Origin of the sequence: Streptomyces sp. ISL-96, from assembly GCF_018614035.1 — a bacterium.
Classification (GTDB): Bacteria; Actinomycetota; Actinomycetes; order Streptomycetales; family Streptomycetaceae; genus Streptomyces.
The window spans coordinates 1-22,704 of the sequence record NZ_JAGGPA010000082.1 but is presented as its reverse complement, the minus strand read 5'-3'; the positions used below and the strand labels follow the sequence as shown (position 1 = coordinate 22,704).

21 protein-coding genes are annotated in these 22,704 nt (G+C 70.4%); 4 read left to right on the top strand and 17 right to left on the bottom strand.

What is annotated here, in order from left to right; genetic code table 11:
• Positions 1-61 precede the first annotated feature (61 nt).
• The 12 genes from J7E96_RS35100 to J7E96_RS35045 all read right to left on the bottom strand — a co-directional run bounded on the left by J7E96_RS35100 (position 62) and on the right by J7E96_RS35045 (position 12,167).
• Complete coding sequence (locus tag J7E96_RS35100; RefSeq protein ID WP_215137684.1) at positions 62-1,180, bottom strand: aminopeptidase P family protein; 1,119 nt, start codon at positions 1,178-1,180, stop codon at positions 62-64.
• A 94-nt stretch (positions 1,181-1,274) separates the two neighbouring features.
• Positions 1,275-2,162, bottom strand: coding sequence for a Pro-rich N-terminal domain-containing protein (locus tag J7E96_RS35095; protein ID WP_215137682.1), 888 nt, complete (start codon positions 2,160-2,162; stop codon positions 1,275-1,277).
• A gap of 120 nt (positions 2,163-2,282) precedes the next feature.
• Entirely contained in the window at positions 2,283-2,723 is a 441-nt protein-coding gene (locus J7E96_RS35090; protein ID WP_028814080.1) for a type II 3-dehydroquinate dehydratase, read from the bottom strand.
• Positions 2,724-2,728: 5 nt separating this feature from the next.
• Complete coding sequence (aroB, locus tag J7E96_RS35085; RefSeq protein WP_215137680.1) at positions 2,729-3,823, bottom strand: 3-dehydroquinate synthase; 1,095 nt, start codon at positions 3,821-3,823, stop codon at positions 2,729-2,731.
• Complete coding sequence (locus J7E96_RS35080; RefSeq protein ID WP_215137710.1) at positions 3,820-4,302, bottom strand: shikimate kinase; 483 nt, start codon at positions 4,300-4,302, stop codon at positions 3,820-3,822. The genes aroB and J7E96_RS35080 overlap by 4 nt, the downstream gene beginning before the upstream one ends.
• A 47-nt stretch (positions 4,303-4,349) precedes the next feature.
• Complete coding sequence (aroC, locus tag J7E96_RS35075; RefSeq protein WP_215137678.1) at positions 4,350-5,534, bottom strand: chorismate synthase; 1,185 nt, start codon at positions 5,532-5,534, stop codon at positions 4,350-4,352.
• A gap of 146 nt (positions 5,535-5,680) precedes the next feature.
• Entirely contained in the window at positions 5,681-6,523 is an 843-nt protein-coding gene (locus J7E96_RS35070; protein WP_215137676.1) for a shikimate dehydrogenase, read from the bottom strand.
• Positions 6,501-8,150 carry an endolytic transglycosylase MltG gene (mltG, locus tag J7E96_RS35065; protein ID WP_215137673.1) on the bottom strand — a complete coding sequence of 550 codons (1,650 nt, stop codon included), beginning with the start codon at positions 8,148-8,150 and terminating at the stop codon, positions 6,501-6,503. Before mltG ends, J7E96_RS35070 begins: the two co-directional genes overlap by 23 nt.
• 127 nt (positions 8,151-8,277) lie before the next feature.
• The gene (gene ruvX / locus J7E96_RS35060) at positions 8,278-8,742 is read right to left on the bottom strand and encodes a Holliday junction resolvase RuvX (protein ID WP_215137671.1); all 465 of its coding nucleotides are present in this window, start codon (positions 8,740-8,742) and stop codon (positions 8,278-8,280) included.
• Positions 8,742-11,411 (bottom strand): alanine--tRNA ligase, encoded by a 2,670-nt coding sequence (gene alaS / locus J7E96_RS35055; RefSeq protein ID WP_215137669.1) that lies wholly within the window; start codon positions 11,409-11,411, stop codon positions 8,742-8,744. Before alaS ends, ruvX begins: the two co-directional genes overlap by 1 nt.
• Complete coding sequence (locus J7E96_RS35050) at positions 11,411-11,722, bottom strand: DUF6167 family protein (RefSeq protein WP_215137667.1); 312 nt, start codon at positions 11,720-11,722, stop codon at positions 11,411-11,413. Before J7E96_RS35050 ends, alaS begins: the two co-directional genes overlap by 1 nt.
• A 7-nt stretch (positions 11,723-11,729) precedes the next feature.
• Entirely contained in the window at positions 11,730-12,167 is a 438-nt protein-coding gene (locus J7E96_RS35045; protein ID WP_215137665.1) for a DUF948 domain-containing protein, read from the bottom strand.
• Between the two features lie 148 nt (positions 12,168-12,315).
• On the opposite strand from J7E96_RS35045, the gene J7E96_RS35040 reads away from it, so the two are divergent.
• Positions 12,316-14,511: an AAA family ATPase gene (locus J7E96_RS35040; RefSeq protein WP_215137663.1), complete on the top strand. Its 2,196-nt coding sequence runs from the start codon at positions 12,316-12,318 to the stop codon at positions 14,509-14,511.
• Between the two features lie 30 nt (positions 14,512-14,541).
• Here J7E96_RS35040 and rpsD read toward each other — a convergent pair whose 3' ends face one another.
• Positions 14,542-15,156: a 30S ribosomal protein S4 gene (gene rpsD / locus J7E96_RS35035; protein WP_028814090.1), complete on the bottom strand. Its 615-nt coding sequence runs from the start codon at positions 15,154-15,156 to the stop codon at positions 14,542-14,544.
• Positions 15,157-15,341: 185 nt separating this feature from the next.
• Between rpsD and J7E96_RS35030 the strand changes: the two genes are divergently transcribed.
• Positions 15,342-16,031, top strand: coding sequence for a DUF2470 domain-containing protein (locus tag J7E96_RS35030; RefSeq protein ID WP_215137661.1), 690 nt, complete (start codon positions 15,342-15,344; stop codon positions 16,029-16,031).
• Between the two features lie 13 nt (positions 16,032-16,044).
• Here J7E96_RS35030 and J7E96_RS35025 read toward each other — a convergent pair whose 3' ends face one another.
• The 4 genes from J7E96_RS35025 to J7E96_RS35010 form a co-directional block, all read right to left on the bottom strand.
• Positions 16,045-17,415, bottom strand: coding sequence for a replication-associated recombination protein A (locus tag J7E96_RS35025; protein WP_215137660.1), 1,371 nt, complete (start codon positions 17,413-17,415; stop codon positions 16,045-16,047).
• A gap of 59 nt (positions 17,416-17,474) precedes the next feature.
• The gene (locus J7E96_RS35020; protein ID WP_215137658.1) at positions 17,475-18,110 is read right to left on the bottom strand and encodes a vitamin K epoxide reductase family protein; all 636 of its coding nucleotides are present in this window, start codon (positions 18,108-18,110) and stop codon (positions 17,475-17,477) included.
• 298 nt (positions 18,111-18,408) lie between these two features.
• Entirely contained in the window at positions 18,409-19,671 is a 1,263-nt protein-coding gene (hisS, locus tag J7E96_RS35015) for a histidine--tRNA ligase (protein WP_215137656.1), read from the bottom strand.
• Between the two features lie 13 nt (positions 19,672-19,684).
• Complete coding sequence (locus J7E96_RS35010) at positions 19,685-20,374, bottom strand: MBL fold metallo-hydrolase (protein ID WP_215137654.1); 690 nt, start codon at positions 20,372-20,374, stop codon at positions 19,685-19,687.
• A 161-nt stretch (positions 20,375-20,535) separates the two neighbouring features.
• Here J7E96_RS35010 and J7E96_RS35005 point away from each other — a divergent pair, with 161 nt between their 5' ends.
• Entirely contained in the window at positions 20,536-21,300 is a 765-nt protein-coding gene (locus J7E96_RS35005) for a peptidylprolyl isomerase (protein WP_215137652.1), read from the top strand.
• A gap of 143 nt (positions 21,301-21,443) precedes the next feature.
• Positions 21,444-22,673 carry a DUF349 domain-containing protein gene (locus tag J7E96_RS35000; protein ID WP_215137650.1) on the top strand — a complete coding sequence of 410 codons (1,230 nt, stop codon included), beginning with the start codon at positions 21,444-21,446 and terminating at the stop codon, positions 22,671-22,673.
• Positions 22,674-22,704 lie beyond the last annotated feature (31 nt).

Sequence of the window (22,704 nt, the reverse complement as noted above, 5' to 3'; positions counted from 1 at the left end):
GGTTGCGGAATCTCCTGGACTGAAGGCTGGTGGGACCGAGGACGCGCGCTGCGGCACTGCACTACAGCGCGAGCAGCTCCTTGGTCGTAATGGTGAGTAGCTCGGGTCCGCCGTCCGCCTCGGGGCGCACGACGAGCGTGTCATCGATCCGGACACCGCCCCGGCCCGGGAGGTGGACCCCCGGTTCGACGGTGACCGGCACACAAGCGTCCAGTTTACCCATGGCCGCAGGTGCCAGCTGCGGGTCCTCCTCGATTTCGAGCCCGACACCGTGCCCAGTCTGCGGCGGGAGGGCCTCGCCGTAGCCCGCCGCGGCCAGTACATGGCGGGCCGCGCGGTCGACTTCGCGGTACTCGGCGCCCGGCACGAGCGCCTCCCGGCCCGCCCGCTGAGCGGCGAATACGACGTCGTACAGCTCCACCTGCCAGTCGGCGGGCGTCGTACCGATGACGAAGGTGCGGCCGATCTCGCAGCGGTAGCCGTGGTAGTTCGCGCCGAGGCAGACGGAGAGGAAATCACCCTCCTCGACCCGCCGGTCCGACGGCCGGTGCCGGCCCAGGCCGGCGTTCGGCCCGGTGGCGACCGAGGTGGGGAAGGCGGACCCGTCCGCTCCGTGGTCCACCAGGCGGCGCTCCAGTTCCAGGGCGAGATGCCGCTCGGTGCGGCCGACGAGGATCGATTCGAGCATTTCGCCGAGGGCCTGGTCGGTGATCTCGGCCGCGATCCGCAGGGACGCGATCTCCTCCTCGTCCTTGACGATCCGCAGCTGCTCCACGGCGCCGGCGAGGTCGCCCAGGCGCAGCCGCGGGGCGACGGAGGCGACCGCCCGGTGCCTGGCGACCGTCAGGTGGTGCTCCTCGACGGCGAGCGAGTCCGCGCCGGCGGCCGCCGCCGTCCTGGCCGCGGCGACGACGGCGTCACCGCCGCCCTGCGCGGGCAGGACCATGATCCGCAGCTGTTCGTCGGGGCGGCCGTCTGCCGGGTCGACGACCGACATACCGGGGCAGATCAGCACGTCGGTCTCCCCGGCGGACGGCCCCAGCAGCAGCACGGCGCCGGGCGGCGCTCCGCCCGCGAGGTAGCGGACGTTGGCGGGGCGGGAGACCAGTGCGGCGCCGCTGCCGGCAGCGGCGCACCGGTCGCGCAGCCGTCCACGGCGGACCGCATACAGCTCTGACATGTTTCGAGCGTACGAGCGCGGCCGCCGTCCGGCCGCTTCAGCGCGTCCGACCGGGCGGCCCGGCCCTCTGTACGACCGTCCTTACCGGGCCGCCCTACCAGGCCGGCGGGCTGGCTATCGAGCGGGCCAGCACCTCGTCCAGTACGCGGGCCGTCGTCGGCACGTCGTACTGCGAGTTGTCGATGATCGGCAGCCCCGAGCCGTACCAGCCCGCCATCCGGCCGTGGATACGGGCGACTTCCTCGTCCGACAGGCGCCGGTTGCCGCTGCGCTGGGCGTTGCGCTCCAGCACGATCTCCAGACCGGGGAGTATGACCACGGGCAGCAGCCCGGGCCCGACGTGGCGCTTCCAGCCGCCGAGTCCGACGACGGGACGGTCCGGGAAGACCGCGTCGTCGACGATGCACGAGATGCCGTTGGCCAGGAAGTTGCGGGCGGCGAAGCCGCAGGTGCGGCGTGCGAGCCGGTACTGCGCCTCGGACTGGTCGTTCCAGCCGGACTGCGGGTCGGCGAACCCCGAGCACACCCATTCGCGTACGTCGTCGAGGCTGATGTGCGCGGTCGGCACCCGGCGGTGCTGGGCCCAGTGCTTGGCGACGGTCGTCTTGCCCGCGCCCGCCGGGCCGATGAGCAGCACCGCCAGCGTCGTACTGCCGGTGTCCGTGGGCGCGGCGGCTGGCGGCGGCGCCGGGACGGGGACCGGGCCGCCGGGCGGCAGCTGGATGTGTCCGGTGGTCTCCCGGGACGGCGGCCTCTGCGCGTGCTGCGGGGCCTGTGGGGCCCAGCCAGGAGCCGGAGCGTGCCCAGGGGCGTGAGGGCCCTGAGGCGCCTGAGGGGCCTGGGAGGCGTGTGGAGGCCCTTGAGGGCCGGGCGGGCCCCCGGGAGGCCCTGCGTGCGGTCCGGCGGGCTGCGGGGCGCCGTGCGTCCACCCTGCGGCGGGCCTGTGAGGTGGTGGCAGCGGAGCCCCCACTGCGTGCTGCATCCGGTGCCACTCCGTCTCGTACAGGCGACTCTTGCTCGGCCAGGACGGCCCGGGCCTACCGAAAGGTACCTGCCCCCGCCGTTCTACTGTGAACGGCGGGGGCAGGTCCAGAGTGCCCGCTCAGCCGTCGAGTTCCTCGGCGAGGGCGCGCAGGGCGAGCCGGTAGGAGCCGATGCCGAAGCCGGCGACCGTACCGCTGGCGACTGCGGCGACCACCGAGGTGTGCCGGAACTCTTCGCGTGTGTACGGGTTCGAGATGTGCACCTCGATGAGCGGCGCGGTGCGCTGGGCCGCCGCGTCCCTCATTCCGTACGAATAATGCGTGAAAGCACCGGGGTTGAGAACGACCGGAATTGACCCGTCCGCAGCCTCGTGGAGCCAGCGGATCAGCTCGCCCTCGTCGTTCGTCTCGCGTACGTCGACGTCGAAGCCGAGCTCCTTGCCGAGCCGTCCGCACTCCTCGACGAGCCCGGCGTACGACGTCGCGCCGTACACGTCGGGCTCGCGCGAGCCGAGACGCCCGAGGTTGGGCCCGTTGAGGACGAACACCCTCCGCGTCACCCGTGTCATTTGGACACCTCGCCGTACGCCGCCAGCAGCACCGCCGGGTCGGGGCCCTCCAGCACGGTCGGCTTGGCGAGGCCGTCCAGGACGATGAACCGCAGCAGGTTGCCGCGCGACTTCTTGTCGACCTTCATGTTCTTCAGCAGCTTGGGCCACTGGTCGCCGCGGTAGGTCAGCGGCAGCCCGACCGACTCCAGCACCGTGCGGTGCCGGTCGGCGGTCGCGTCGTCGAGACGGCCCGCGAGGCGCCCGAGTTCGGCGGCGAAGACCATGCCGATCGACACAGCCGCGCCGTGGCGCCAGTTGTAGCGCTCGTTCTTCTCGATGGCGTGCGCGAGCGTGTGACCGTAGTTGAGGATTTCGCGCAGGCCCGATTCCTTCAGGTCACTCGACACCACGTCGGCCTTGACCCGGATCGCGCGCTCGATCAGCTCGGCGGTGTGCGGCCCCTCGGGCGTACGGGCCGCCGCCGGGTCCTCCTCGATCAGGTCGAGGATCACCGGGTCGGCGATGAAGCCCGCCTTGATGACCTCGGCGAGGCCGCTGATGTAGTCGTTGACCGGCAGCGAGTCCAGCGCCGCCAGGTCGCACAGCACACCGGCCGGCGGGTGGAAGGCGCCGACGAGGTTCTTGCCCTCGGCGGTGTTGATGCCGGTCTTGCCGCCTACGGCGGCGTCGACCATGCCGAGCACGGTCGTCGGTACGGCGATCCAGCGCACCCCCCGCAGCCAGGTCGCCGCGACGAAACCGGCCACATCGGTGGTGGCTCCGCCGCCGACTCCGACGATGACGTCGGTACGCGTGAAGTTGGTCTGCCCGAGGGCCTTCCAGCAGTACGCCGCGACCTCGACGGTCTTGGACTCCTCGGCGTTCGGCAGCTGGATCGCGATGACCTCGTAGCCCTGGGCGGCGAGGTCCTCACGGATCGTCTCACCGGTGCCGGCGAGCGCCTCGGGGTGCAGGACGGCGACGCGCTGGGCGCGGTCGCCGATCAGGCCGGGGAGCTCACCGAGCAGCTGCCGGCCGACCAGCACCTCGTAGGGCTGTGAGCCCTCGCTGCCGCCGATCTGGATACGGGTGACTGCCTGCTCCGTCATGCTTCCTTCAATTCGAGTGCGTCGAGGACCGCCTGCGCGACCTCTTCGGGGGTGCGGTCGTCCGTCTCGACGACCGCGTCGGCCACCTCGGCGTACAGATGACGGCGCGCTTCCATCAGCTGCTTCCACTGCTGGCGCGGGTTGACGGCCAGCAGCGGGCGGGCGGTGTTGAGCCCGACGCGCTTGATCGCCTCGGTCACGTTCATGGAGAGGTAGACGACGGGCAGTCCGGCCAGGGCCGCGCGCGTACTGTCGTCGAGGACCGCGCCGCCGCCGAGCGCGAGTACGCCCGTGTGCTCGGCGAGGGCGGCGTGCACGGCTCGCCGCTCCAGCTCACGGAAGTACGCCTCGCCCTCGTCGACGAAGATCTCGGCGATGGGCCGTCCCTCGGCCGCGACGATGTCGGCATCCGTGTCCCGGTACGCCACGCCGAGCCGCTCCGCGAGCAGCGCGCCGACGGTGGACTTGCCGACCCCCATGGGCCCGACGAGTACGACGACAGGCCCGCCTGTCCCGCCTGTCCCGGTCACCGGACGACCAGGTTGTCGAGGTAGCTCCGCACATTGCGCCGGGTCTCGCCGACGCTGTCGCCGCCGAACTTCTCCGCGACGGCGTCCGCGAGGACCAGCGCGACCATGGCCTCGGCCACGATCCCGGCGGCCGGAACGGCGCACACGTCGGACCGCTGGTGGTGCGCGGCGGCAACCTCACCGGTGGCGGTGTCGATGGTGGCGAGCGCGCGCGGCACGGTGGCGATGGGCTTCATCGCGGCCCGTACGCGCAGCAGCTCACCGGTGGACATACCGCCCTCGGTACCACCGGCGCGCCCGGTGGTGCGACGTACGCCCTCGGCGGTCGGCACGATCTCGTCGTGCGCCTTGCTGCCCGGCACCCGGGCCAGGTCGAAGCCGTCGCCGACCTCGACGCCCTTGATGGCCTGGATGCCCATGAGCGCGGCGGCGAGCCGGGCGTCGAGCCGGCGGTCCCAGTGCACGAACGACCCGAGCCCGACGGGGACGCCGTACGCCAGCACCTCAACAACACCACCGAGCGTGTCGCCGTCCTTGTGGGCCTGGTCGATCTCGGCGACCATCGCCTTCGACGCGTCCGCGTCCAGGCAGCGCACCGGGTCCTCGTCGAGCTTCGCCTCGTCGGCGGGCACGGGCAGCACGCCGTACGGCGCCTTGGCGGCCGCCAGCTCCACCACGTGCGACACGATCTCGATGCCGGTGGTCTGCTTCAGGTACGAGCGGGCGACGGTACCCAGCGCCACGCGGGCCGCCGTCTCGCGCGCACTCGCGCGCTCCAGCACCGGCCGGGCCTCGTCCAGTGCGTACTTCTGCATACCGGCGAGGTCGGCGTGGCCGGGGCGGGGGCGGGTCAGCGGCGCGTTGCGCGCCAGCTTGGCCAGCTCATCGGGGTCCACGGGGTCGGCCGACATGACCTGTTCCCACTTGGGCCACTCGGTGTTGCCCACCATGATCGCGACGGGGCCGCCCATGGTCAGGCCGTGCCGCACGCCGCCGAGGAACGTGACCTCGTCCTGCTCGAACTTCATCCGCGCGCCGCGTCCATAGCCGAGCCGCCGCCGGGCGAGCGCGTCCGCCACCATCTCCGTGGTGACGGGGACGCCGGAGGGAAGGCCCTCCAACGTCGCGACGAGTGCGGGGCCGTGGGATTCTCCCGCGGTCAGCCAGCGCAACCTGCTCAACGGTGCTCCTCATGCTCGCGCCTGGAACTGCGACGGCGCGACCGGGTGCGCGGCCCTGGCCCGCCACCCTGATCCTCCCACGACCGGGCACGCGGTCGGCCCCCCGTCCAGCAAGCGGACGACTTTCTCAGTACGCGGGACGGACCCTAGTGGGCGGCGAGCGCGCGTTCCCCGGCTGCTCGCATCACGGCGAGCGGTGCGGAGGCGCAGCCCGTCATCTGCTCCACCTGGAGCACGGCCTGGTGTACGAGCAGGTCGAGGCCGCCGACCACCGCGCCGCCGCGCGCCGACCAGGCGGCGGCGAGTGCGGTCGGCCACGGCTCGTACAGGACGTCGAAGAGCGTGCCGGGGCGGTCCGGCACGGCCTGCGCGAGGGCGTCCGTCGTCCCGGCCGGGGTAGTGGCGATGACGAGCGGCGCGTCGAAGGCCCGCTGCGCCTGCGCCCAGTCGGCGATGCGTACGTCGACTGCCAGCCGCTCGCCCCACTGCCGCATCTCGTCGGCGCGGGCGGAGCTGCGGACGTACGCGGTGACCGGGCCCGTGCACAGGCGGGAGAGCGCGGCGAGCGCGGACGAGGCGGTGGCTCCTGCGCCGAGGACTGCGGCGGAGTCGACCTTCTCGATGCCGCGCTCCTGCAGGGCGGCGATCATCCCGGGAATGTCGGTGTTGTCGCCGAGCCGACGGCCGTCCTCGGTGAAGACGACCGTGTTCACCGCCTCGACCGACGCCGCCGTGTCGGTGATCTCGTCGAGCAGCGGGATGACGGCGCGCTTGAGCGGCATGGTGAGGGACAGGCCCGCCCAGGACGCGTCGAGCTCCGCGAAGAAGCCGGGGAGCCCTGCCTCGTCCACTTCGAAGCGGTCGTACGACCAGTGGGCGAGACCGAGTGCCTCGTACGCGGCGCGGTGGAGCACCGGCGAGAGCGAGTGGGCGATGGGCGAGCCGAGGACGGCCGCCCGGCGCGCCTCAGTCGATTCCCTGGCTTGCATTGAACTTGTCCCTCAGCTTCTTGAACTCGGGGTAGGTCTTGGCGAACTCCGTCTCGTGCCGGCCGTCGGTCGCCACGAAGTACAGCCAGCCCTCGGCCGTCGGATTCAGGGCCGCGGCCATCGCCTCGGTACCCGGGTTTCCGATGGGCCCCGGAGTGAGGCCCCTTTGCCTGTACGTGTTGTACGGGTCCATGTTGCTGTTGGCTTCGGCCTCGCTGATCTCGATCTCGCTCTGCCCCTTGAGGTAATTCAAGGCGGAGTCGAATTGGAGCAGCTGGTTCGTCTCCGTGTTGGTGGGCTTCAACCGGTTGTAAATGACCTCGGACATCTTGCGGAAGTCGTCGTGCGTCTTGCCTTCGGCCTGCACAAGGCTCGCCACGGTGATGAGCTGCAACGGAGATTCGAGACCGAGCCTCTTGGACTCCGCTTCGACCTTCGCGGACGCGTAATTGCCCTTGGCCCGCGCGACCATTTCCTTGAGCACCGTCTTGGGCGTCGATTTCCCGCCGATTTCGTAACGCGACGGATAGAGGAAGCCTTCCAGCGGGTCCTTGATGTCGGAGTTGTCGTTGGCCCACTCGGGCAGCCCGAGCTCCTTGTACTCCTCCTTGGCGACCTCTTGGGTCGTCCCGACGTCGACCCTCAGCTTCTTGTCGATCTCCTCGTAGATCTTGGCGTTCCGCCAGCCCTCCCCGACGATGATGGCGTTCAGGTTCGAGGGATTGATCATGAGGTCGACGGCCGCCTTGGCGGACATCTCCTTCTTCATGGGGTAGACGCCGGGCTGGATCCCCTGTGCCTTGCGGTTGGCGGTCGCGGCCGAGACGAAGGCTTCCGAGCTCTTGACCACCCCCTCCTTCGCCAGGATGTTGCCCATCTGACCCAGGCCCGCGCCCTTGGGGATCTCGACCTCGACGGATCCCGTTCCGCTGCCCGTGAAGTCCTCGGGCGCACCGAACTGGTCCTGGTAGAACTGGTAGCCGAAGTAGCCGATGCCGCCCACGCCGCCGACCAGGACCACCGTCACGAACAGGCATGCCGTGCCGTTGCGGCTCTTCTTCTTTTTGGGCTTTCCGCCGCGGCGGTCGCTGCCCCGGCCCCTGCGCGATTCGCGCGGCTCGTCGTCGGGCGCGTCGTCGGCGCCCGTGAAGAACGGGTGTTCCTCCGGCGCCTCATGCTCGGGAGCCCACTCGGGGGCCGGCTCCGGCTCGGGGGCGCGGCGCTGGTTCGGGGGCTGCGGCGGGGGGTAGGCGTCGGGAGCGGCGTAGTAGTCGGGGCTATCGGCGGCGCTGTAGGCCGGCTGCTGGCCCGCGTAGGGGTCGGGCGCCGGGTTCATGCCGTACGGGACGGGCTCCTGCTGCTGGTGGCCGGTGTCCCAGCCGCCGTTGTTGCCGTACTGCTGTTCGTTGTACGGCTGTTGCTGCTCCGGGTAGCCGGGGTGCTGCTGGTGCTGCTGCTGGCCTTCGTAGTACGGCTGCTGCGGCTCCTGCTGGTACTGCTGCGGCTGACCGCCGTACGGACCCTGCTGACCTTGTGCGGCCTGCTGTCCTGGCCATCCCTGGTCCCCGTACAACGGGTCCTCGGGATGCCACGGTTCGTGGCCTGCGCCCCGGCCATACTCAGTCATGAAACCCCATAGTGTGCCGCGAGGCGGTGGCTGCTTCGCGCGTGGGGCACGGCATCCGTTCCGCCTCTTCTTTGTGCGGCAGCTGTTCGAACACCGCCGCATCGCGCGGAACGTTACCGTATCGCGATCAGACAACCACTTCGACGCCCTCGCCCGGGGGACGGCCCGAGACCCGTTCGGCCTCCAGAGCGTTCTGAAGGATGACAATTGCCGCCGCCTGGTCGATCACAGACCTGCCCTTCTTGGACTTCACGCCCGAAGCGCGCAGGCCCTGAGTGGCCGTCACTGTGGTCATCCTCTCGTCGACAAGTCGCACCGGAACCGGTGCGATGCCGCGAGCGAGCTCCTGGACGAACGCCCGGACCTTGACGGCCGCCGGCCCCTCGCCCCCGTTGAGGGAGCGAGGAAGGCCGACCACGACCTCGATCGGTTCGTACTCCTCTACGAGCTGCCTCAGCCGCCGGTGGGCGGCCGGAACGTCACGTCCCGGCACGGTCTCCACCGGCGTCGCCAGCACCCCGTCGGGGTCGCACGAGGCGACCCCGATCCGGGCGTCCCCGACATCGATCGCGAGACGGCGGCCGCGTCGCATCAGGCGCTCTCGCCGACAGCGCGTTCGACGGCGGCCACGGCATCGCCGATGGCCTCCGGGTTCTGGCCGCCGCCCTGGGCGACGTCCGGCTTGCCGCCACCGCCGCCGCCGAGGGTCTTGGCGGCCGTACGGACCAGGTCGCCGGCCTTGAGACCGCGTTCGCGGGCTGCCTCGTTGGTGGCGATGACGGTCAGCGGGCGGCCGTTGGCGGTGGTGAACAGGGCCACGACCGCCGGACGGTCGGAGGGGATGCGGCCGCGAACGTCGAGGACCAGCCTGCGCAGGTCGTCGGCCGACGTACCGTCCGGCACCTGACCGGTGACGACGGCGACGCCCCGCACGTCCTTGGCCCCGGCGGCGAGCCCCGCGGCGGCCTGGAGGACCTTCTCCGCGCGGAACTTCTCGATCTCCTTCTCGGCGTCCTTGAGCTTGGCGAGCATCCCGGAGATCTTCTCCGGCAGCTGCTCCGGACGGCCCTTGACCAGCTCCTGGAGCTGGGCGACGACCGTGTGCTCACGGGCGAGGAAGTTGTACGCGTCGACGCCGACCAGAGCCTCGATGCGCCGCACGCCCGAGCCGATCGACGACTCGCCGAGGAGCTTCACCAGACCCAGCTGGGCGGTGTTGTGGACGTGCGTACCGCCGCACAGCTCCTTCGAGAAGTCGCCGATGGTCACGACGCGCACGCGCTCGCCGTACTTCTCGCCGAACTCCGCGATGGCGCCCTGCTTCTTGGCCTCGTCGATCGACATGACCTCGGCCTGGACGTCCAGTTCACGGGCCAGCACTTCGTTGATCTTGTGCTCTACGTCGGTGAGGACCGTGCCCGGTACGGCGTTCGGCGAGCCGAAGTCGAAGCGGAAGCGGCCCGGCGCGTTCTCCGAACCGGCCTGGGCGGCCGTCGGGCCGAGAGCGTCGCGCAGCGCCTGGTGGGTGAGGTGCGTGGCGCTGTGGGCGCGGGCGATGGCCCGTCGGCGCTTGAGGTCGATGGCGGCGTACGCGGAGGCCCCGACCGTCACCTCGCCGACCTGGACCGAGCCCTTGTGGACGGAGACGCCCGGGACCGGCTGCTGCACGTCACGGACCTGGATGATGGCGCCCGTGTCCAGCTTGATGCGGCCGGTGTCGGCCTGCTGGCCGCCGCCCTCGGCGTAGAAGGGCGTGCGGTCGAGGACGACCTCGATCTCGTCGCCCTCGGTGGCGGCCGGGGAGGGCAGCCCGTCCACGAGCAGGCCGACGATGGTCGACTCGCCCTCGGTGTGGGTGTAGCCGGTGAACTCGGTGGTGCCGGAGGTGTCGGCGACCTCGCGGTAGGCGGAGACGTCGGCGTGACCGGTCTTCTTGGCCCTGGCGTCGGCCTTGGCCCGGTCCCGCTGCTCCTTCATCAGGCGCCGGAAACCGTCCTCGTCCACGGACAGGCCCTGTTCGGCGGCCATCTCCAGGGTGAGGTCGATCGGGAAGCCCCAGGTGTCGTGGAGCAGGAACGCCTTGTCGCCGGAGAGCACCTTGCCGCCGGCGGCCTTGGTCTCCGTAACGGCGGTGTCGAGGATGTTCGTGCCGCCCTTGAGGGCCTTCACGAACGCGGCCTCCTCGGCGAGGGCCACGGTCTCGATGCGCTTGCGCTCGGTCAGGAGCTCCGGGTACTGCGCGCCCATCGACGTGATCACGGTGTCGACGAGCTCGGCGACGACGGGGCCGGTGGCGCCCAGGAGGCGCATGTTGCGGATGGCGCGGCGCATGATGCGGCGCAGCACGTAGCCGCGGCCCTCGTTGCCGGGGGTGACACCGTCGCCGATGAGCATCACCGACGTACGCATGTGGTCGGTGACGACGCGCAGCGCGACGTCGGAGGCGTGATCGGTGCCGTACCGGACGCCGGTCAGCTCGGTGGCCTTGTCGATGACCACCATCGAGGTGTCGATCTCGTAGATGTTCTGTACGTCCTGGAGGATCATCGCCAGGCGCTCGAGACCGAGACCGGTGTCGATGTTCTTCGACGGCAGGTCACCGAGGATCGGGAAGTCTTCCTTGCCGTCGCCGGCGCCCCGCTCGTACTGCATGAAGACCAGGTTCCAGATCTCCACGTACCGCTCGTCGTTGACGGCCGGGCCGCCCTCGACGCCGAACTCGGGGCCACGGTCGTAGTTGATCTCGGAGCACGGGCCGCAGGGTCCGGGCACGCCCATGGACCAGAAGTTGTCCTTCTTGCCCAGGCGCTGGATGCGCTCGGCCGGTACGCCGATCTTGTCGCGCCAGATCTGCTCGGCCTCGTCGTCGTCGAGGTAGACCGTGATCCACAGCCGCTCGGGGTCGAGGCCGTAGCCGCCGTCCGCCACGGAGCTGGTGAGCAGCTCCCAGGCGTACTGGATGGCGCCTTCCTTGAAGTAGTCGCCGAACGAGAAGTTGCCGCACATCTGGAAGAACGTGCCGTGGCGGGTGGTCTTGCCGACCTCTTCGATGTCCGGCGTACGCACGCACTTCTGCACGCTGGTGACGCGCGGGGCGGGCGGCTTGACCTCGCCGAGGAAGTACGGCTTGAAGGGCACCATGCCCGCGGGGACCAGCAGCAGGGTCGGGTCGTCCGCGATGAGCGACGCCGAGGGCACGACGTTGTGTCCGCGCTCCTCGAAGAAGCGCAGCCAGCGGCGGCGGATTTCAGCCGACTCCATCAGTGGTCCTCATTCCGGTTGTACGAATGCTTTGAGTGGTCGCGAGCGGCGGGACGCCGGTGCTCGAGAGCTCTGGGGTCGTTCTGCGCTTCGAGGCCGAGGGCTTCGCCGAGTTCGGCTTCGCGCTGTGCCATTCCGGCCTTGACGTCGAGCGCGAAGTCCTTGAGCCGGTGACCTGCTTCGATCGCCTTGTCGGCGGCCTGCGCGGCGAGGCTCTCGGGCGTCAGCTGCTTGAGCTTGCGGTTGACCTTGGTGGTGGCCCACACGCCGGCTGCGGCGCCTGCGGTGAACCAGAACGTACGGCGGAACATTGCGGCTTCAGCCCTTCCGCTTCCTGCGCCGGGCGGACGGCACGGTCCGGCCGGCGATCACAGTGCGACGCGACGGCTGCTCCGTCGTCGCCGGAGCGTCCTTGCCGCGGCCCATCGCCCGGCGTACGCCGTACCCGAAGGCGGCGACCTTGACGAGCGGGCCGCCGAAGGTGGACGCGACGGTCGTCGAGAGCGCGGACGCGTTGGAGGTGACTTCCTGGACGTCCGTCGCGATGGCGTCCACCCGGTTGAGCTGGGTCTGCGCGGACCGCACGGTCGCGGAGGCGTCCGCCAGCAGCGGGACGGCCTGCTCGGTCACATCCGCCACCAGCTTGGTCGTCGCCCTGAGCGTCTGGGCCAGCCTCACCAGCACCACGGCGAGGAAGGAGACCAGAATCGCCCAGAAGACGGCCACCAGGATGCCGGCCACCTCTCCACCGGACACTTTGCACCGCTCCCTGATACGTGAGAAAAGTCGTTCTGCGAGCCTATCGCGCCGGGGCTCCGGGTCCGTACCGCATTACGGGCAGGCGCAGCGGCCCCCGCCGGGGTGATTGTACGGAGTGCTTACGGATCGGTACGCTCCGTGTTCCATGCGACGCACTTCCCCTCCCGCGCCCCACTCCTCCGCTCATGACGGCCTTCCGGCGGAGCTGAACCCGTTCGTCGGGCGCCGCGAGGAACTGGCGGAGCTCGGCCGTCTCCTGGAGAACGCCCGGCTGGTCACCGTGACCGGGGTCGGCGGCGTCGGCAAGACGCGGTTCGCACTGCGCGCCGCTTCTGACGCGCAGGAACGGTACTGCGACGGGGCCCGGCTCGCCGAGCTGTCCGCACTCACCGACCCCGGTCTGCTGGAGCACGCGGTCGTCGAGGCTCTGGGGCTGACCGACCACACCAGCAAGCCGCCGCGCACTGTGCTGCTGGAGTACCTGTCGGGGCGCCGGCTGCTGCTCGTACTGGACGGCTTCGAGCACCTGGTGGACGCTGTCGCCGGGCTGGTCAGGGAGCTGCTGCGGCGCGCTCCCGGGCTGACGGTACTGGCCACCGGGCGGCTGCCGCTGTGTGTCGACGGCGAACAGACCTTCCCCCTGCCGCCGATGCCGGCCCCGGACGCGGTGCGGCTCTTCACCGACCGGGCCGCCGCAGGGCAGCCCGGTTTCCGGCTGACGGACGCCAACCGCGGCGCCGTGCACGAGCTGTGCCGCCGCCTGGACGGGATTCCGCTCGCTCTGGAGCTGGCGGCCGGGCGGCTGACGGCGCTCTCCGTCGAGCAGGTGCTGGACCGGCTCGACGACCGTTTCCGGCTGCTGACCGGCTCCACCCGTGGCGCGCTCCCCCGCCACCAGACGCTGCGCACGGCGATCGGCTGGAGCCACGAGCTGTGTACGCCGGAGCAGCGACTGCTGTGGGCGCGGCTTTCGGTGTTCGCGGGGCAGTTCGACCTGGAGGCGGCCGAGTACGTCTGCGGTGGGCCGGAACTCCCGGACAGCAGTGTGCTCGACGTACTCACCGATCTCATCTCGCAGTCGGTCGTGATCCGCGAATCCGTCAGCACCCTGTCGGGGGTCCGCTACCGGATGCTCGACACCGTCAGGGAGTACGGCGCCGACTGGCTGTCGGCCATGGGCGACGCGGAGCGCGTGCGCCGCAGGCACCGCGACTGGTACCTCGGGCTCGCGACCTGGTGCGAGCTGGACTGGTTCAGCCCCCGCCAGGCCGAGGTGGCGGCGCGCGTCGACAGTGAACTGCCCAATCTGCGCCGGGCGATGGAGTACTCGCTCGATCATGCCGAGGACGTGCACCTGGGCCAGTATCTGGCGGGCACGCTCTGGTTCTACTGGGTCGGCTGCGGGCGCCTGTCGGAGGGCCGGCACTGGCTGGACCACGCGCTGGAGGCGGAGGGCGAGCACGAGGCGCACCGGCTGAAGGCGTTGTGGGTGCTCGGTTATGTGGCCGTGCTGCAGGGCGACGCGATCGGGGCGCTCGCCGCCCTTGAGGAGTGCCGGGAGGGCGCAGACCTCAGCGCGAACGCCCTCGCGGCGGCGTACGCGGTGCACCGGTCCGGCTGCCTGGCGCTGGTCACCGACGACATGCCGCGCGCGGAGGAGCTGCTGCGTGAGGCGCTCGCGCGGTACGAGGAGATCGGCGAACTCAACAGCAATGTCCTGATGGGGCAGATCGAACTGGCGATGGCGGTGGCGTTCCGCGGGGATCTGGCGCAGGCCGTCGCGATCTGCGAGGAGGTCAGCGAGGTCTGCGAGGACCACGGGGAGCGCTGGGCTCTCGCGTACGCGCTGTACGTCCGCGCCTATGCCGAGCGTACGAACGGCCGCCCGGACCGGGCGAGGGAGCTGCTGGTGGAGTGCCTCGCCATCGACCACGCCTTCAACGACCTGCTCGGCGCGGTGCTGGCCCTGGAGCTGCTGGCGCTGGTCACCCTCGACGCCGGCGATCCGGCGGAGGCGGCCGTGCTTCAAGGGGCGGCCGAGCGGATCTGGCCGTCGGTGGGGCTGCCGCTGTTCGGTTCGGCGTACTACAACGCTCCGCACACGTTGTGCGAGGAGAAGGCGCGTGAGCGGCTCGGCGACGGCCGGTACGAGACGTTCCGGTGCGAGGGCGCCGCGCTGGCTCTGGACGCTGCGGTGGCGCGGGCGATCGAAGGGCCGCCCCGTCCGGTGCCCGCCCCGCCGCTGCCGCGCGTCGCGGCGCCGGCGGCCAGGAACAGTGCCCCGCACACGCGCGAGCCCGCCGCCTCCCGTTCCGTACGGAACGAGGAGACGACGGGCTGAGGCGATTGCCCGACTACCGCGGCCGCTTGATCAGCGGGCGTAGTACTCGACGACGAGCTGCTCGTCGCAGATGACCGGGATTTCCTTGCGGTTCGGGTCGCGGTCCAGGCGGAAGGCCAGGGCCTTCAGGTTCACCTGGAGGTAGCGCGGCGTCTCACCGTCGGTGTCGTAGCCACCCTCGCGGGCAACCTGGAAGGGGTGCTTCTCGCGGCTGCGCTCGCGGACCATCACGACGTCGTCGGGACGGACGCGGAAGGACGGCTTGTCGACCTTGCCACCGTTGACCTCGATGTGGCCGTGAACGACCATCTGACGGGCCTGGTAGATCGTGCGGGCGATGCCCGAACGAAGGATGAGGGCGTCGAGACGGCGCTCGAGCTCGATGACCAGGGCCTCGCCGGTCTTGCCTTCGGCCTTCTTGGCGCGGTCGTAGGCGCGGGCCATCTGCTTCTCGCTGATGTCGTACTGGGCGCGCAGACGCTGCTTCTCGAGCAGACGGACCTTGTAGTCCGAGTTCTGCTTGCGTCCACGGCCGTGCTCGCCCGGCGGGTAGGGGCGGGCCTCGAAGTACTTGACAGCCTTCGGCGTCAGCGCAATGCCGAGCGCACGGGACTTCTTGACCTTGGGACGCGACTGGTTAGGCACGTTCTCCAGACCTCCGTTGTAGGTTAGGTTAGGTTCACCTTACTCAAGGAGATCGCATGTCTCGCCCGGGGAACACCAGTCACGTCACGGACAACACAAAGAAGGCCGACAATCACAGTGTCGACGCGACGGAGGTCCGATCAGATCGTGGTCAGCCGCGTCCCAGCGGACTTGAAATCGCGCGGATGCCGTCAGCAGCCGAGCGCACACGAACTCTCGTACAGAGTACCTCCTCCGCGGTACTGCTTCTCCCGGGCCCTGTGGTGGGCCGTCCTGACCAGCTGGTCCCCGAGGAGCGGAGCGTAGGACCCGACGGTGAAGTGCTGCTGGTCTACCCCGCGGACTCACCGGCCGTACGGGCAGCCACCCACGCACAGGACGACGAGCTGCGCGTGGTGCTGGAGATCACCGATGTCGCGCCGGTCTCGGTCCCCAACCGTATCCGGGGCCGCGCCTGGGTCTCCGGCTGGCTCACCTGCGTACGAGGGGTGGCGGAGCCGGGGCGCATGCTGCTGCGGCTGGAGGTCGGCGAGGCGCGCGTGGACGACCTGTGGGGCACGGGGATGGTCGACCCCGAAGGGTTCGTGGCGGCTGCCGCCGATCCGCTCGTCGAGGACGAGGCCGAGCTGCTCCAGCATCTGCACGCGGCTCACCGCGACCAGGTGCGGCAGCTGTGCGCTCTGGTGGGCGACCGGGCCGACGGTGCGAGCGCGGTGCCGCTGGCACTGGACCGGTTCGGGCTGCGGGTGCGCTTCAGCGGCGGCGCCGACGGACGCGTCTTCGACGCGCGGTTCGACTTCCGCGAACCGGTGCGCGACGTCATCGGGCTGCGCCGCGCCATGCACCAGCTTTTCGAGGCGGCCGCCGCGGAGTGAAGCGGCCGGGGCGTCAAGGGCGCGTTTCGGACTGACCGTCGCCGCGCAGCCGGCCGCGCACCTTCTCGACGACGTCGGCGTAGCGGGCTTCCGCTCCGTAGCGCGTGGGTTCGTAGTAATGGCGGCCCTGCACGGCGTCCGGGGCGTACTGCTGGGCGGCGATCGCGCCGGGCACGTCGTGCGGATACACATAGCCCTGCGCGTGGCCGAGCTTGGCCGCGCCCTTGTAGTGCCCGTCGCGCAGATGCGCGGGGACCGGGCCCGCCATGCCCTTCCGTACGTCGGCCTGGGCGGCGGAGATCGCGTTCGTCGCGGCGTTGGACTTGGGCGCGAGGGCCAGTGCGATCGTCGCGTGGCTGAGGGTGAGGGCGGCCTCCGGGAAGCCGATCATCGCCACTGCCTGGGCGGCGGCGACGGCCGTCGGCAGCGCGGTGGGGTCGGCGAGGCCGATGTCCTCGCTGGCCGAGATCATCAGGCGCCGGGCGATGAACCGGGGGTCTTCCCCCGCCTCGATCATGCGGGCCAGATAGTGCAGTGCCGCATCGACGTCGGAGCCGCGGATGGACTTGATGAGGGCGCTCGCGACGTCGTAGTGCTGGTCGCCGTCACGGTCGTACTTCACCGCCGCGCGGTCGACCGTCTCCTCGACCGTTTCGAGCGTGATTTCCTTCTCGCCCTTGGAGATGGCGGCCCCCGCCGCCGCTTCCAGCGCGGTCAGCGCGCGCCGGGCGTCGCCGCCCGCGATCCGCAGCAGATGCGCCTCGGCGTCACCGGAGAGCGTGACCGCGCCGCCGAGACCGCGCTCCTCGGTGAGGGCCCGGTGCACCAGGGACCGCAGATCATCGTCGGTCAGCGACTCCAGCGTGAGCAGGAGGGAGCGGGAGAGGAGGGGCGAGATGATCGAGAAGTACGGATTCTCGGTGGTCGCCGCGATGAGCGTGACCCAGCGGTTCTCGACGGCGGGCAGCAGCGAGTCCTGCTGGGCCTTGCTGAAGCGGTGGATCTCATCGAGGAAGAGGACGGTCTCCTTGCCGTACCCCCCGGAGGCGCGGCGGGCGCCGTCGATGACGGCCCGTACTTCCTTCACTCCGGCGGTGATCGCGGAGAGCTCCACGAAGCGCTTCTGGGTGGCCAGGCTGACGACGTACGCCAGAGTCGTCTTCCCGATACCGGGCGGGCCCCAGAGGATCACCGAGGAGGGCCCGGCGGGACCGCCGCTGCCCTCCTCCACCAGCCGCCGCAGCGGGGCCCCCGGCTTCAGCAGATGCTGCTGGCCGACGACCTCGTCGAGGGTGCGCGGACGCATCCGTACGGCAAGGGGGCTGCTGGACGGATCCTTGAGCTGGCGGTCTTCCGCGGCTGCGGTGAACAGGTCTGGCTCCACGCATGAAGCCTATGTCAGCCCACTGACAACGCCGCGAGGCCGCGAGAACGGAGGCGGGCTCAGCTGGTCCAGAAGTCCCACCAGCGGGTCAGGATCAGCATGCCGATGATCCCGATCCACATGACCGGCGGCACCCAGTGGAACTCCATCAGGGCGCTGCGCAGGCCGCGCGGGGCGGGGATGATCCGGTGCTTGATGTTGTGCGTGGTGACGTAGCAGAACATCACGATGGTGGCGACCCAGGCCAGAGCGCACCACAGGCACAGCGAGTTGATGTTGTACAGCGACTGGTACTGGAGCCAGGTGCAGAAACCGACGCCGAAGAGCGTGCCCGCGTTCAGGCCGAGCCAGAACCAGCGGCGGTAGCGCGCCCCGGCCAGCAGACCCACTCCGATGGCGACGACCATCGAGTAAGTGACGAGGCCGAGCATCGGGTTGGGGAACCCGAAGGCCTCGGCCTGCTCGCTCTTCATGATGTTGCCGCACGCGACAACGGGGTTGAGGCTGCAGCCCGGAGTGAAGTTCGGGTCCTCCAGGAGCTTGATCTTGTCGATCGTGATGACCCAGGAGGCGAGCAGCCCGGCCAGACCCGTGATCACCAGCAGCAGGGCGAAGGGGCGGCCGCTGCCGGTCGTGCCCGTCGGGCCTTCCTGCGCACCGTTGGAGGTGCGGTCGTCTACCGCTGCAGTCGTCATATCGCCGTTCCGTCGCTGAGTGGGCTGCCGGACCTGGCCCATTCTGCCGCACCGCCACCTGTGTCCACCGTTCGATGGACATAAGGCAGTACGCACGAGGTCCCGCCGGTTCCGCTCCGGCAAGGCCCTGACCGGTGCGAAGTAACGATTCTGGGCGCCGGCCGGCGCAGGAGGACCGTACGGGACTGTCCGGAACCGGCATGGCCCGGCAGGACGAATCCACGCCCACCGTGTTGACGGACGAACGGCAGGGCCCGGCCGCCCTGACGGCCGGCCGGGCCCGTGGGCAGTCCGGTACTCAGGACAGGCGGCGCTGGATTTCGGTCGTGATCGCGTCCAGAGCCACCGGCACCTGCTCGCCGGTCTCCATGTCCTTCAACTGGACCTGGCCGTCGGCCAGATCCCGCTCGCCGGCGACGATCGTGTAGCGCGCGCCCGAGCGGTTCGCGTTCTTCATCGCGCCCTTGAGGCCCTTGCCGCCGTACGCGAAGTCGGCCGCGACACCGGCCCTGCGGAGCTCGGTGACCGTACCGAAGAGGACGCGGCGCGCCTCCTCGCCCAGCGGCACCGCGTACACGCTGGTCGTGGCCGGCAGGTCGAGCTCGACGCCCTCCGCCTCCAGCGCCAGCACCGTACGGTCCACGCCGAGCGCCCAGCCGACGGACGGCAGGGCGGGGCCGCCGATCATCTCGGACAGGCCGTCGTAGCGGCCGCCGCCGCCCACCGCGGACTGCGAGCCGAGCCCGTCGTGGACGAACTCGAAGGTGGTACGCGTGTAGTAGTCGAGGCCGCGCACCAGCTTCTCGTCGTCCTGATACGCGACGCCCGCCGCGTTCAGCAGCTCCCGTACCTGCTCGTGGTACGCCTTGCAGGCGTCGCACAGGTAGTCGCGCAGCATCGGCGCGCCGACCAGCTGCTTCTGTACGTCGTCCCGCTTGTCGTCCAGCACCCGCAGCGGGTTGATCTCGATGCGACGCCGCGTGTCCTCGTCCAGTTCGAGATCGCGCAGGAAGCCCTGGAGCGCCTCCCGGTAGACCGGCCGGCACTCCTTGTCCCCCAGCGAGTTCAGCAGGATGCGGAACTGCGACAGGCCCAGCGAGCGGTACGCCTGGTCGGCCAGGATGATCAGCTCGGCGTCCAGCGCCGGATCCTCCGCGCCGATCGCCTCGGCGCCGACCTGCGAGAAGTGGCGGTAGCGGCCCTTCTGCGGGCGCTCGTAGCGGTAGTACGAGCCGGAGTACCAGAGCTTGACCGGCAGATTGCCGCTCTTGTGCAGGTTGGCTTCGAGGGCCGCGCGCAGCACGGACGCGGTGCCTTCGGGGCGCAGCGCCAGCTTGTCGCCGCCCTTGGTCTCGAAGGCGTACATCTCCTTGGAGACGATGTCGGTGGACTCGCCGACACCGCGTGAGAAGAGGGCGACGTCCTCAAAGCCGGGCGTCTCGATGTAGCCGTAGCCGGAGTTGCGCAGCGGCGCGGAGATCGCCTCGCGTACCGCCAGGAACTTCGCGGAGTCCGGCGGGATGAGGTCGTACGTGCCCTTGGGGGCCTTGAAGGTGCTCATGGGGCTTGTCTCGTCACATTCCTCGTCGGGGAGCGGCGGCCAGACCGTGCATGTACGGGTTGGTGGCGCGCTCGCGGCCGATGGTCGTCTGGGAGCCGTGGCCGGACAGCACCACGGTCGAGTCGTCGAGCGGCAGGCACACGCGGGCCAGCGACTCGAGCAGCTCGGCGTGGTCGCCGCCGGGCAGGTCGGTGCGTCCGACGGAGCCGGCGAACAGCAGGTCGCCCGAGAAGAAGACCGACGGGATGTCGGCCTGCTCGGGCAGTCTGAAGGTCACCGACCCCTTCGTATGGCCCGGCGCGTGCGAGACGGTGAATTCGAGACCCGCCAGCTTCAGCTCCGCGCCGTCGCTCAGCTCCTTGACGTCGTCCGGCTCGCCCACGGTCAGCTCGCCCATCAGCGGCATGCCGATCGAGCGGCCGAGCGCCTTCTCGGGGTCGCTCATCATGTACCGGTCGGCGGGGTGGATCCACGCCGGTACGTCGTGCGCTCCGCACACCGGGACGACCGAGGCGACGTGGTCGATGTGGCCGTGGGTGAGGACGACCGCGACGGGCTTGAGGCGATGCTTCGCGAGCGTTTCCTCGACGCCCGCGGTGGCCTGGTGGCCCGGGTCGATGATCACGCACTCCTCGCCTGCGGCGGGGGCGACCAGGTAACAGTTGGTCCCCCAGGCCCCGGCGGGGAACCCGGCAATAAGCACGATCGTCCTCAATGTGTCGTCCGGCGGGAGGTTGCTGGATTGATCCGCAACAGGTCAGAGCCTACCGGCGCCGCTCAACCCACAGCGAACCCATATACGGTACGGGCAAGCTCGGCTCGGCCGGACAGCAGTGACAGACGAGACGTACGAGGAGAACACCGGTGGTCAGCAGCGATCAGCGGCGGCGGCAGCTCGCCCGGGAAAAGTTCGAACGCCAGCAGCAGCGCCGCGCCGAGAACCGGCGCAAGGCTCGCCGCCGCAACGCCGTGATCGCCTCGACGCTCGCCGTGGTGCTCGCGGCGGGAGCGACGGCGTACGCGACGGGCGCGCTGAGCGGCGACAGCAAAGCTGCCGCCGACCCCTGCGCGAAGCCCGCAGCCGGCTCGGTCAAGAAGCTGTCGTACAAGAAGGAGCCCGCGCTCACCATCGACAAGTCCGCGTCGTACACGATGAAGCTGCGGACGACCTGCGGTGACATCACACTCGGCCTGGACGCGGCGAAGGCCCCGCGCACGGTGAACTCCTTCAACTTCCTCGCCTCCAAGGGCTACTTCGACCACACGAAGTGCCACCGGCTGACGACCAGCGGCATCTACGTCCTGCAGTGCGGCGACCCGACCGCACAGGGCTCGGGCACGCCCGGCTACAAGCTGCCGGACGAGAACCTGAAGGACCCGAAGCTCAAGGGCGGCGTCTACCCGGCGGGCACGGTCGCGATGGCGAACGCGGGTCCGGGTACCGGCGGCAGTCAGTTCTTCCTCGTCTACCAGGACAGCAAGTTGCCGCCCAACTACACACCGTTCGGAACCATCAAGGGTGGTCAGGACGTGTTGAAGAAGATCGCTGACGAGGGTGAGGCGACCGGTCAGGGCGACGGGGCGCCCAATGCCACCGTCGTCATCGACAAGGCGACCGTCACCAAGTAAATCCGGAAGTGCGGGATGCGGACAGCCGCCCTGCCGTTCGCCTATGTTGGCGGTGTGCAGGGCGTCTGTGGCCCCGCGAAAGAAACTGTGGACGATGCCCGGGGGTGAACAGCCCCTCGCAGGCGTCATGTGGAGGAGGCGCTGTGAGCAGCGACCCGTGGGGCCGTGTCGACGAGACCGGCACCGTGTACGTGCGTACGGCCGATGGCGAGAAGGTCGTCGGATCCTGGCAGGCGGGCTCTCCCGAGGAGGCCCTGGCCTACTTCGAGCGCAAGTACGAGGGCCTGGTTGTCGAGATCGGCCTCCTCGAGCGGCGGGTGAAGACCACCGACCTGTCGGCCAAGGACGCCCAGGCCGCGATCGCCCACCTGCGTCAGCAGGTCGACGAGCACCACGCCGTCGGTGACCTGGACGCGCTGAGCAAGCGGCTCGACGCACTGGTCGCGACGGTCGAGGCGCGCCGCGAGGAGCGCAAGGCGGAGAAGGCGAAGCAGACCGACGAGGCGAAGCACGCCAAGGAGGCGCTGGTCGTCGAGGCCGAGGAGCTCGCCCAGAGCGAGCAGTGGCGGTCGGCCGGTGAGCGGCTGCGGGCGCTGGTGGACATCTGGAAGGGCCTGCCCAGGCTCGACCGGAAGTCCGACGACGAGCTGTGGCACCGCTTCTCGCACGCCCGCTCGGCGTTCTCCAAGCGGCGCAAGGCCCACTTCGCCTCGCTGGACGCCCAGCGCGAGGAGGCCCGCAAGGCCAAGGAGAAGCTGGTCGCGGAGGCGGAGAGCCTTTCGGGCTCCACCGACTGGGCCGCGACGGCCGCGCGTTACCGCGACCTGATGACGGAGTGGAAGGCCGCCGGCCGCGCTCAGCGCGAGGCCGAGGAAGACCTGTGGAACCGCTTCCGCGGCGCCCAGGACGTCTTCTTCGCGGCGCGCAGCGCGGTCTTCGCGGAGCGGGACGCGGAGCAGTCCGAGAACCTCAAGCTCAAGGAGGAGCTCGCGGCCGAGGCCGAGAAGCTGGTGCCGGTGAAGGACCTGAAGGCGGCCAGGGCTGCCTTCCGTACCCTCAACGAGCGCTGGGAAGCCATCGGCCACGTGCCGCGCGACGCCCGCCCGAAGGTCGAGGGCCGGATGCACGCGGTGGAGAAGGCGCTCCAGGAGACCGAGGAGAACGAGTGGCGCCGTACGAACCCTGAGGCGCGCGCTCGCGCCGCGGGTCTGACGGGCCAGCTCCAGGACGCGGTCGACAAGCTGCGCTCGCAGATCGACACGGCGCGTGCGGCAGGCAACAACGCCAAGGCCGACAAGCTCGCCCGCGAGCTGGAAGGCCGGCAGGCGCTGCTGGACCAGGCGCTGAAGGGCCTGCAGGAGTTCGGCGGCTGATAAGCGGCCTGTACGCACGAGGGCCCCGGTA